12 protein-coding genes are annotated in these 10584 nt (G+C 45.8%); 4 read left to right on the plus strand and 8 right to left on the minus strand.

What is annotated here, in order from left to right; all coding sequences use genetic code 11:
* Positions 1 to 90: 90 nt before the first annotated feature.
* The 3 genes from ACRD67_RS18685 (at position 91) to ACRD67_RS18695 (ending at position 3565) form a co-directional block, all read left to right on the plus strand.
* On the plus strand, positions 91 to 2358 hold the full coding sequence (locus tag ACRD67_RS18685) for an aconitate hydratase (RefSeq protein ID WP_430968763.1): 2268 nt from the start codon (positions 91 to 93) through the stop codon (positions 2356 to 2358).
* 74 nt (positions 2359 to 2432) lie between these two features.
* Complete coding sequence (locus tag ACRD67_RS18690; RefSeq protein WP_430968764.1) at positions 2433 to 2999, plus strand: TlpA family protein disulfide reductase; 567 nt, start codon at positions 2433 to 2435, stop codon at positions 2997 to 2999.
* A complete protein-coding gene (locus tag ACRD67_RS18695; RefSeq protein WP_430968765.1) occupies positions 2996 to 3565 on the plus strand; it encodes a TlpA family protein disulfide reductase in 570 nt (189 codons plus the stop codon). The genes ACRD67_RS18690 and ACRD67_RS18695 overlap by 4 nt, the downstream gene beginning before the upstream one ends.
* Here the strand turns inward: ACRD67_RS18695 and ACRD67_RS18700 are convergent, their stop codons facing one another.
* Genes ACRD67_RS18700 through ACRD67_RS18715 form a run of 4 tightly spaced genes read right to left on the minus strand, consistent with a single transcriptional unit; the run spans position 3566 to position 7269 of the window.
* Positions 3566 to 4018, minus strand: coding sequence for a sterol desaturase family protein (locus tag ACRD67_RS18700; protein WP_430968766.1), 453 nt, complete (start codon positions 4016 to 4018; stop codon positions 3566 to 3568). It abuts the gene before it with no gap.
* 1 nt (position 4019) lies between these two features.
* The gene (locus ACRD67_RS18705; protein WP_430968767.1) at positions 4020 to 4859 is read right to left on the minus strand and encodes a phytoene/squalene synthase family protein; all 840 of its coding nucleotides are present in this window, start codon (positions 4857 to 4859) and stop codon (positions 4020 to 4022) included.
* Between the two features lie 3 nt (positions 4860 to 4862).
* Positions 4863 to 6326: a phytoene desaturase family protein gene (locus ACRD67_RS18710; protein WP_430968768.1), complete on the minus strand. Its 1464-nt coding sequence runs from the start codon at positions 6324 to 6326 to the stop codon at positions 4863 to 4865.
* 43 nt (positions 6327 to 6369) lie between these two features.
* Positions 6370 to 7269, minus strand: coding sequence for a MerR family transcriptional regulator (locus ACRD67_RS18715; protein WP_430968769.1), 900 nt, complete (start codon positions 7267 to 7269; stop codon positions 6370 to 6372).
* Between the two features lie 321 nt (positions 7270 to 7590).
* Between ACRD67_RS18715 and ACRD67_RS18720 the strand changes: the two genes are divergently transcribed.
* On the plus strand, positions 7591 to 8307 hold the full coding sequence (locus tag ACRD67_RS18720) for a 3-keto-disaccharide hydrolase (protein WP_430968770.1): 717 nt from the start codon (positions 7591 to 7593) through the stop codon (positions 8305 to 8307).
* Between the two features lies 1 nt (position 8308).
* On the opposite strand, the gene ACRD67_RS18725 is transcribed toward ACRD67_RS18720, so the two are convergent.
* The 4 genes from ACRD67_RS18725 to ACRD67_RS18740 form a co-directional block, all read right to left on the minus strand.
* Entirely contained in the window at positions 8309 to 9559 is a 1251-nt protein-coding gene (locus ACRD67_RS18725; RefSeq protein WP_430968771.1) for an NAD(P)/FAD-dependent oxidoreductase, read from the minus strand.
* A gap of 89 nt (positions 9560 to 9648) precedes the next feature.
* Positions 9649 to 9792, minus strand: a complete 144-nt coding sequence (locus ACRD67_RS18730) for a GIY-YIG nuclease family protein (RefSeq protein ID WP_430968772.1) — start codon at positions 9790 to 9792, stop codon at positions 9649 to 9651.
* A gap of 133 nt (positions 9793 to 9925) precedes the next feature.
* A complete protein-coding gene (locus ACRD67_RS18735; protein WP_430968773.1) occupies positions 9926 to 10222 on the minus strand; it encodes a GIY-YIG nuclease family protein in 297 nt (98 codons plus the stop codon).
* A gap of 132 nt (positions 10223 to 10354) precedes the next feature.
* A partial coding sequence (locus ACRD67_RS18740) for a GIY-YIG nuclease family protein (RefSeq protein ID WP_430968774.1) occupies positions 10355 to 10584 on the minus strand: 230 nt, incomplete at its 5' end.

Consider the following 10584-nt stretch of genomic DNA (forward strand, 5'->3'; position numbering starts at 1 on the left):
AAAATTCCTTGAATCGTGCACCAAAAATTTTAACAACGCCTTGGATTTTCTTAAATTTGAGGATTGCATAACCCATAAAAACACAAGATAATGGCATTTGATATCGACATGATAAAAGAGGTTTACGCGAACATGGCCGAACGGGTCGACAAGGCACGTGAGATTGTTGGCAGACCGCTTACCCTTTCCGAGAAAGTTTTGTACGCCCATTTGTGGGACGGCAATCCAACAAGGGCATTTACAAGAGGTAAGGACTATGTCGATTTTGCACCAGATCGCATCGCTTGTCAAGACGCGACTGCACAGATGGCCCTATTGCAGTTCATGCAGGCGGGCAAGTCAAAGGTGGCCGTGCCCACCACCGTGCATTGCGATCATTTGATACAGGCAAAAAGTGGTGCCGTGGCAGATCTGAAGACGGCTAACAGCACCAGCGCAGAGGTATTCGATTTTTTGGAATCCGTGTCCAATAAATACGGCATCGGTTTTTGGAAACCCGGGGCCGGGATTATCCACCAAGTAGTATTGGAAAATTACGCCTTTCCGGGAGGAATGATGATCGGTACGGACTCCCATACCGTAAATGCAGGCGGATTGGGCATGGTGGCCATAGGTGTAGGGGGTGCAGATGCGGTAGATGTTATGGCCGGAATGGCCTGGGAATTAAAGTTCCCCAAACTCATAGGGGTGAAACTGACCGGAAAAATTTCCGGGTGGACCTCCGCCAAGGATGTCATCCTAAAAGTGGCGGGTATCCTTACTGTAAAAGGGGGTACGGGCGCCATTATCGAATATTTTGGAGAAGGGGCCAAAAATTTGTCCTGTACAGGAAAAGGGACTATCTGTAACATGGGTGCGGAAGTGGGTGCAACTACCTCTACTTTTGGGTACGATGATTCCATGGAACGCTATTTAAGGGCTACCGATAGGAACGGTGTTGCGGATGCCGCCAATGAGGTGAAGGAGCATTTAACCGCCGATCCTGAGGTGTACGCCAATCCGGAGCCTTATTTTGATGAACTCATTGAAATTAATCTGGATGAGTTAAGACCGCATTTGAATGGCCCATTTACGCCTGATCTGGCCACTCCGGTCGGGGAATTGGGCGCCAAGGCCAGGGAGAACGATTGGCCCATAAACGTAGACTGGGGACTTATCGGTTCCTGCACCAACTCCTCTTATGAGGACCTTACAAGGGCAGCGTCCATTGCAGAACAGGCCGTGGCAAAGAAAATCAAACCAAAATCCGATTTTGGTATCAATCCAGGATCCGAACAAATACGTTATACCGCTGAGCGCGATGGCTTATTACAGATATTTGAGAATCTAGGGGCCACCATTTTTACCAACGCATGTGGACCTTGCATCGGCCAATGGGACCGTAGTGATTTAAAAGGTGAAGAAAAAAACACCATTGTGCATTCCTTTAACCGTAATTTCTCCAAAAGGGCAGACGGCAACCCAAATACACACGCTTTTGTGGGATCTCCCGAAATGGTCGCGGCCATTGCAATTTCCGGAAAACTGGATTTTGATCCCATGAACGATACTTTGATCAATGAAGAGGGCGAAGCGGTAAAACTCGATGAACCAATGGGCATAGAACTTCCACCAAAGGGGTTTGAAGTAGAGGATGCCGGTTATTTGGAACCCATGGAAGATGGCAGCGGTGTTGTGGTAAAGGTAAGTCCGTCTTCAGAGCGCTTACAGTTGTTGGAACCTTTTGTTCCCATGTCGCCGGAAAGTCTACAAGGAATGAAACTGCTGATCAAAGCTTTTGGCAAGTGTACTACGGACCATATTTCCATGGCGGGCCCGTGGTTGCGTTTCCGGGGCCATTTGGACAATATAGCCAACAATACCCTGATAGGCGCCGTAAATGCTTTTAACAAGAAGACCAATTTCGTGAAGAACCAACTTACCGGGGAATACGGCGGTGTACCCGATACCCAGCGTGCTTATAAAGCAGCGGGTATAAAATCGATTGTCGTTGGAGATCACAATTACGGGGAAGGGTCTTCCCGTGAGCATGCGGCAATGCAACCCAGGCACTTGGGAGTGGCCGCGGTCTTGGTCAAGTCCTTTGCCAGAATCCATGAGACCAACCTTAAAAAGCAAGGGATGCTGGGACTGACATTTGCGAATGAAAGTGATTACGACCTGATCCAGGAAGACGATACCTTCAATTTTGTGGATATCGCCAACTTTGCACCGAACATCCCGTTAACCATAGAGGTGGTACATTCGGATGGTAGTAAAGACCTTATAAAAGCAAACCATACCTATAATGGATCACAAATTGAATGGTTCATGGAAGGTTCGGCGCTGAACGTCATAAAAAGGGAAAATGCCGTTTAGGCCCCAAATGAAATAGTTGATAAAAACTCCTGATTGTCCTCAGGAGTTTTTAGTTTATAACAAACTCCCGAAAAATGAAAATCAGTAAAAAAACGGTTTTAAATATCTTGCTCATCGGCTTTGTGGTGTCTTTTTTTGTTACCCCTTTAGGCTATTACGGCAAGGTTTGGTTAAATAAGTTGTTCTCATTCAGTCCGGCCCCTACCTCAGAGGTGAACAGGTCGCAGATTACGGATTACGACTGGAAGCTCAAGGATGCAGAATGGAATTTCTTTAACTTTGAAAGGTCCAGGGGCAAGGTAGTCTTCATTAACCTATGGGCCTCATGGCGACTGCCCTGTGTGGCAGAGCTGCAGAGCATACAGGAGTTCTATAATGCCTATGGCGATAAGATCGATTTTTATATCATCACAAACGAGGAGAGGCCACCGGTGGAGGCCTTCATGGAAGAGCACAAATTTACCTTTCCGGTAACCTACCTTATTATCGGGGAGAAAATGCCCATAAACCCGGAAGAGGTACCTTCGTCCTACCTGATCGATAAAAATGGGGCCATTGTGATCCACAAGGAAAAGGGTATTGCCGATTGGGACAACGGGAAGATCTACGACTTGGTAGACAACTTATTGGCAACACAATGACGATAACACGAAACAAGCTGTTGGATGGCCTGTTAATCCTGTTGCTCATCCTTTTTCTTTTTACTCCGGTAGGATTTCATATAAAGGTACAAGTAAACAAATGGTTTTCCTTTAGCCCTACACAGCTTGCCCAAAAAGATCAGAAAAGCCTTGCCTCCTATGATTGGCAACTTTTGGATATGGAGGGACGCCGGTTTAATTTTGGGGAAACGCGGGGAAAAGTTGTGATAGTCAATTTTTGGGCCACCTGGTGCCCGCCCTGTGTAGCGGAAATGCCTTCCTTTCAACAGCTTTATGAGGTCTATGGGAACAAGGTGCAGTTTATCTTTTATGCGAATGACGAGGCAGCTCGGGTACAATCGTTCTTGAACAAAAAAAAGTACAGCTTTCCGGTATACCTGTCCGGTACCAGGACTCCGATCGAACTGGAACACCCCAGTATTCCTACCACGTATATCATAGATGCTCAAGGGAACATTGTACTGAAGGAGGTGGGTGCCGCCGACTGGGACAGTCAAACGGTCTATGAGCTGTTGGATCGTTTACTGATGGAACAGGGCATCTGATCAGCGCTGCTTAAAATATTTGAACGGGACAAAGAGCATACCAAAGCATTCCCCGTCTTTTTTTCCAAGTTTTTTGTGATGTATTTTGTGTGCCCTTCGTACACCACGGGCATACCAATTATTGGCATTTCTGAATAGTTTAAAACGTTGGTGGATAAAGATGTCGTGCACTGTAAAATAAGCGGCCCCATAGGCCATAATTCCAAAACCTAAGGGCCATCCATACCAAAAATCAGTATTTGCCCCCGCATAGAAAAACGACATGCTGACCACGGCGTAGAAAATAAAAAAGGCATCGTTTCGCTCAAACCAAGAGTCATGGTCCTTTTTGTGGTGGTCCTTGTGCAGGTTCCAAAGAAAACCGTGCATGATATATTTATGGGTAAACCAGGCCATGAACTCCATGAAGCAGAATACCCCGATAAAAATAGCGATCCAAAGAAAAACCTTCATATTATACCAATTGTAGTTTATAATTCACATAGGACTTGGCGAGCAGTCCAAATTTTTGGTAATTCGGTACCCGAATACGAGTGTTCCTAATTTCCAAGGGCGGGGTGTTCTTTAGTTTTTGCAATAACTTTGAGTAGTACTTATAGGCGGTATACACGCCAAATTTGGCTTCATTTGGCAACTTTACTATCCCGGAATAGCCCAATGCAAAATCGGACTCAATTTCGTCTACAATCCTTTTTTTGGAAGCTTCATCGAGTTCCATCAGGTTGGTGTTGGGGAAATAGGTGCGATTCAGATCCTCGAAATCCTCCTTAAGATCTCTCAAGAAGTTCACTTTTTGGAAGGCAGATCCCAAGGCCATGGCAGCATCCTTAAGTTCACCATATTTTTCGGTATCTCCTTTAACAAAGACCCGTAAGCACATTAGGCCCACTACATCCGCGGAGCCGTAGATATATTCCTTGTACTCCTCCTCGGTCTTGTAGACCGTTTTAACCAAATCCATTCGCATACTTTTCATAAAAGAGGCCACGAGATGGTGTGGGATATCGTATTTGTGATAAGTGTGCTGAAAGGCGTTCAGAATCGGATTGAGACTGATCTTGGCCTCCAGCGCTTTCTCCATGTCTTTTTCAAAATTGTTGAAGAGGGTGGTTTTATCATAGGCATGGAAAGTATCCACGATTTCATCGGCAAAGCGCACAAAGCCATATATATTATATACATCGTTCCGTATGGAAGCGTCCAACATTCTTGTGGCAAGGGCAAAGGAGGTACTGTAGGATTCTGTGACAATTCTGCTACAGTTCTGGGAAACAGCATCAAAAATAGCTTTCATCTCTTAAGTATTAATGGTTTTTGCAATTAACCCTGACACCAATTTACCAGAAATCAATGAAGGGGGAACTCCGGGACCCGGTACGGTCAGTTGTCCGGTAAAGAAGAGATTCTTTACTTTCTTACTTTGTAATTTGGGCCTAAGAAATGCAGTCTGGGATAGGGTGTTGGCCATACCGTATGCATTCCCTTTATAGGAGTTGTACTGTTCTACAAAGTCATTTACACAGAAGGACTCCTTAAATATAATACTATTTCTTACATCCTGGTCCGTTCTTTTCTCGAATCTTTCCAAAATCATAGCGAAATATTGGTCCCTAAGTTCATCGGTATCGGCAAGCCCTGGAGCTATGGGAATTAAGAAAAACCCTGTTTCACAACCGTTTGGGGCCATGGTGGAATCGGTGATGGAAGGAAAATTAGCATAAAAAAGTGGGTTTTTAGGCCATTGGGGATTGTCATATATTTCTTGGGCGTGTAGGTCAAAATCGGTGTCGAAGAACAGATTATGATGCTCAATATTTTTCAACTTCCTGTCAAAACCTACGTAGAACAGTAGGGAGGAGGGAGCAAAGGTCTTCTTTTCCCAATAGGCGGGTGAATGTTGCCTATATTTTTGGTCCAATAAGGTCTCGGTATGGTGATAATCGGCCCCGCTAAGCACCGCATCGGCAGTTATCCTATCCCCATTGCAAACAACACCTATGGCCTCGCCATCTTCAATAAGGACTTTTTCTACCGGGCTATGGGTATGCAACTGTACTCCCAGTTCTTTGGACAGATTACCCATGGCCTCTACAATCCGATACATCCCACCACGGGGATGCCAAGTACCCAGTCCAAAATCTGCAAAGTTCATAAAGCTGTAGAATGCCGGGGTTTTACTGGGTTTGGCTCCTAAAAAAAGCACGGGAAACTCCAATATGGAAATCAACTTCGGATTGTTGAATTTTTTGCGTACCTCCGAACTAATGGTCCTAAAAAATTGGCCCAGTTGCAGCACAGTTTCCTTGGTGATCAGTTCAAAAGGTGAAATACCGGGCCTTAGCACAATTTTGTTCATGGCAATGGCATAGTTCTTCTGGGCCCTCAGGATAAATTTTCTTAAATAAGCAGAACTCCCTTTTTCTATTCGCTCAAACTCCTCACAAATTTTGTCCATACTATCGCCTATGGTGACCACCTCATCAGAAAAGACAATTTTGTAGGCCGGGTTAAGTTTGTCCAATAGGTAGTAATCCGAACGTGTTTTTCCGAAATCATGGAAAAACTTCTCAAAAATATCGGGCATCCAATACCAGCTGGGGCCCATATCAAAGGTAAAACCGTTTCTTTTTAATTGTCGTGCCCTACCGCCAAGCGTATCGTTTTTTTCATAGAGGGAAACCTGGTATCCCATTTTTGCCAGATAGCAGGAAGCGGACAAAGAGGAAAATCCGGAGCCGATTACGATGATTTTTTTATTCATAGTGCATATTAAGTATGGGTTGGGGCGTATACAAACTTGCTAATCACAGCGCGGATACCAGTTCGCCAATGGAATCAAAGGTCCTAATGGAGGAGGGGAGGCCGTTCTGGGAAAAATGTTGCACCTGATGCCCCAAGACCCACAGCTTGTAATTTCCATTGCTATTGATGGATGTGGTAAAATCCTTGACATATCGATCCAATTTATCCTTGCTGGGCTCTACCGTAAAATAGGACAGGAAATGAAGGCGGTCATAGTATTTTCTTAAGTCCACTAAACTTTCTATAGGGACGGTCTGGCCAAGGTATATCGTTTTATAACCTCTTAGGATAATCTCGTAATTTACGAACAGCAGACCTATCTCATGGATTTCATTCTCCGGGAGGAATAATACAAAAGTCTTCTCTTTTTTTGTAGGTTCCAGTATCTGTAGCTTTTCCGTGTTGATTACTATTTTTTGCTTAATGAGCCCTGTAATAAAATGTTCATGGGCCGGACTTATGGTATCTGTTTGCCATAAAAGGCCCAATTCGTTGAGCAAGGGAACAAAAACATCGGTAAAAATATCCCGAAACGAGTATTCGGACAGCAGGCCGTTATAGGTGTTGAAGAACAAGGTCTGATCAAAATTGATCATGGCCAGTTTAAAGGCGTTTATCGCATGGTTTTTTACACTGTGCTTGGCCACAATCTCACGAACCATAAGGGGAATGTCCTTTTCCGGAATCTTGGCAATTTTGGAAATTTTGTACCCGTTGTTGTAGAGCAGGGTTACGTTCAAAAGTTTCTGCAGACTGCTAATACTGTAGGTCCTTATGTTGGTGGCTGTTCTTTCGGGCGATAGGAGATTGTATCTTTTTTCCCAGATTCGTATGGTATGGGCTTTGATTCCGGACAGGTTCTCCAAGTCCCTAATGCTGAAAAATTTTTTTACATTGTTCATCTTTTTCACGAATATGTTAAACGAATCTACAATTTTAATTGCGGAAGGAAAAAAAACCGGACATCAAATTTCAGGAAAAATTACAGCATTCTTTATTTTTTGATAGAGAACGGCCAAGTTGGTACAAAGAGGTTAGGAGATATTTTGATATCTTTAGGTATCCAAGGATTTTACCTCTTTAGGGTAGAACGAACCAAGCGGAGGGAAAAGCTATCCCTAAAGACCTCAGATGGCGTTTCATACACCTTGCCCACAATGACAGCTGTTTCTGGGGACAGTGCTGTTGATAGAACCTCGGATAAGATGAAAAAATTTAGTAAAATGAGAAAAATTTTAATGCTGGCAGGGATAATCCTATGGATTACCGCGTGCAAACAGGAAAAGAAAAGAGATGTGGAGGCTTTAAGTACTCCGGAAGCCGAAACCGTGGAGGCCGAGTGGGTTACCCTGACCGATGTTTCGCAATGGCGCGGCTATAACCTGGATTCCCTTCCAAGCAATTGGTCCATAAAGGATGGGATTATTGAGTGTTATGGAAAAGCCGGTGATGTGGGCGGTGATATCATTTCCACCGAACAATATGACAATTTTGAACTTAGTTTGGAGTGGAAGATAAGTAAGGGGGGCAATAGCGGTATTTTTTATCATGTGGTAGAAGATACCATCTATCATTCTCCCTACCAGACCGGGCCGGAATACCAACTGTTGGACGATGAGGGTTCTGAAGAACCTGCGGAGGACTGGCAGAAGGCAGGTGCCAATTATGCCATGCATGAGACCAATGAAAAGAAAAGTCTAAACCCCGTGGGCGAGTGGAATACCAGCAAGATCATTTTTGATAATGGCAAGGTGGAACATTGGCTTAATGGCCAAAAAATAGTAGTCTTTGACAAGTTTTCGGAAGATTGGAAGTTAAAAAGGAACAGTGGTAAATGGAACGATTATCCCGATTACGGCAAGTCCAATGTAGGCTATTTGGCCTTACAGGACCATGGTGCGGGCGTATGGTTCAGAAATGTAAGAGTTCGTCGGTTATAGGTCAAAACCTTCTTTCGGGATGAAACCCGTTGATGTTCATGGACAGTTTCTTACCGGAGATAATTTCCGAAACCAATTTGCCGGTGGCGGGACCAAGGCTCCATCCCATCATGGCATGCCCGGTGGCAATGGTCAGGTTTTCAGGTTTTGAGGTCCTCCCGATATACGGTAATCCATCGGGGGAAACGGGCCGCAGGCCACAGAGGGCCTTTGATTGTTCCTGGGCCGTAATTTTGAGCTCTTCGTAGTAACTGCCCGCAGCCTTGGCAATGGCGGCCACTCTTTCCTTTCTAATTTTATGATTGATGCCCGATAGTTCCATAGTGCCTGCGAACCTGGTAAAACCCTTCATTGGGGTAACGGCTACCTTAGCCTCCATTAGAATAGCCGGAAGCCTTACCGGTGTGGGTCTGCTTACGTTTATCCGATACCCCTTCCCCGCTTGTACATTGAGTCGTAGGTTTAGCCTTTTGGCCAGGTGCTGGCTCCATGAACCTGCTGCCAGGATCACTTCATCTGCCTTGTAGCTTCCTTTGTTGGACACTACATCCGAGATTTTTGTTCCCTTGAGCTGAAAATCGACCACTTCCTCATTGGTTTTAAATACAACACCTTGCATGGCCAGATAATGCTTCAAATTTTGCATGATTTCATTTGGCGAAGTATGGGCGTCGCATTGATAGTGTACCGCCCCCAGGATTTCCTGGTTCAAATTGGGTTGTAGTTCATTCAATTCCTTCACCGACAATTCCCGAACCTCCAAGCCTTCTTCCTTGGCCCTGTTGGCCACTTCCTTTTCGTGTTTTCCCTCTTTGATCGTCTTATAGAGCATCAACAGGCCCTTTTTTTCCAATTGAAATTCTCCGAGTTTCCCCGAGTGGCGCATATCAAAATAAAGATCTCTGCTTAGCAGGTTGATGTCCTTGATCAAGGGAATGGCCTTTTCCACCTTCGCTTGGGTAGCGGAGGTATTGAAATACCAGGCCCACTTCAGAAAATCGAGACTGAGGCGTGGTTTCATATAGAAAGGACTGCTGCTGCTAAACATCCATTTGATTCCCTTGGCCATCATTCCCGGGGAGGCCAATGGGATAATATGGCTAGGGGTTAGATAACCTGCATTGACATAGGACGCGCCTCCATCCATATTGGACATGTCCACTACGGTAACGCGATAACCTTCCTCAAGCAAATAATAAGCTGCGCTTAGGCCTATAATGCCCCCGCCGATTACGATACAATGTTTTCCCATAAAACCTCTTTAAATAGGGTACTGCTTAGCGGATTCTAAGTTACGTATAAAGTAAATAGATAAGCAAAAAGAGACCGTCCGAAAAAGGATTAGAAACTAAAGATTGTTGCGTCCAATACCACCGCCCTCTCCGTTCCGGCATTGTGCCTACGGAGCCTGTCGTGCAGATCGGCGGTCTGCCCGATATAGTACCTCCCGTTTTTGTGCGAGTAAAGGATATAAACGTAGCACATAGCGATAAAAAAATAGCCCCAGTCCCTCTTTGGGAGCTGGGGCCTTGGTGCCCACGACTGGAGTCGAATGCCGACGCTTCGGTCGGCATCCCGACTTCCGTAGGGACGGAACGTCGGGACCAGCGCACGACCTTTAGGAGTGTCTGCGGATAAAGTCCTTGATCCTTGGTCCCGAGAGGTTCTTCAGTTTGTGCTCGAGCATCATGGCCTCGCCCCTTGTTTCCTTCTCGGTATGCCATGTGCCGACGCTCCGGTCGGCATCCCGACTTCCGTAAGGACGGAACGTCGGGACCAGGGACCATGGCCTGTAGGGGGCCGTTGCCCTCTCCGTTCCGTTGTTGTGCCTACGGAGCCTGTCGTCCAGATTGGCGGTCTGCCCGATATAGTACCTCCCGTTTTTGTGCGAGTAAAGGATATAAACGTAGCACATAGCGATAAAAAAATGACCCCAGTCCCTCGTTGGGAGCTGGGGCCTTGGTGCCCACGACTGGAGTCGAATGCCGACGCTTCGGTCGGCATCCCGACTTCCGTACCACGGAACGTCGGGACCAGCGCACGACCTTTAGGAATGTCTATGGATGAAGTCTTTGATCCTTGGCCCTGAGAGGTTCTTCAGTTTGCGCTCAAGTACGATTGCCTCTCCCCTGGTCCCTTTCCGGGTAGACCATACCAGGGACCATGGCCTGTAGGGTGCCGTCGCCCTCTCCGTTCCGGCATTGTGCCTTCGAATCCTGTCGTCCAGATTGGCGGTCTGCCCGATATAGTACCTGCTGTTTTTGGCCGAGTATAGGA

The sequence above is a fragment of the Eudoraea algarum genome (genome assembly GCF_050589645.1).
Lineage (GTDB): Bacteria > Bacteroidota > Bacteroidia > Flavobacteriales > Flavobacteriaceae > JBNGOQ01.